This window comes from Micrococcus sp. EWR3.9.1, assembly GCF_052615555.1.
Genome location: NZ_JBQXFD010000061.1, coordinates 1 through 285, shown reverse-complemented (window position 1 = coordinate 285; position 285 = coordinate 1). Strand labels below are relative to the sequence as shown.

Sequence of the window (285 nt, the reverse complement as noted above, 5' to 3'; positions counted from 1 at the left end):
GCCGATGAGGTCAAGTCCCTGGAAGTGGTGTAACGACCTTCAAGGCATGAGAGTCAGGCCAGGGTCGGCATCACCTCCGCGCTCGCTCCGGTTGTCGAGGGGGTGTCCGGGTCCTGGTTAGAGCAGCGGGCCAACAACTCGAGTCCGAGATAGCGGCGGCCTTCGGCCCATTCATCGGTCTGTTCGGCCAGCACGGCCCCTACGAGCCGGATCACGGCGTCTCGGTTCGGGAAGATCCCTACCGCGTCCGTGCGTCGCCGGATCTCCCGGTTCAGCCGCTCGGCG

The 285-nt window shown here is 66.0% G+C and carries 1 protein-coding gene; it reads right to left on the bottom strand.

The annotated features are described in order from the left end of the window. Positions 1-53: 53 nt before the first annotated feature. On the bottom strand, positions 54-285 hold a 232-nt coding region (locus ACUJ8O_RS11575), incomplete at its 5' end, for a transposase (protein WP_445373409.1).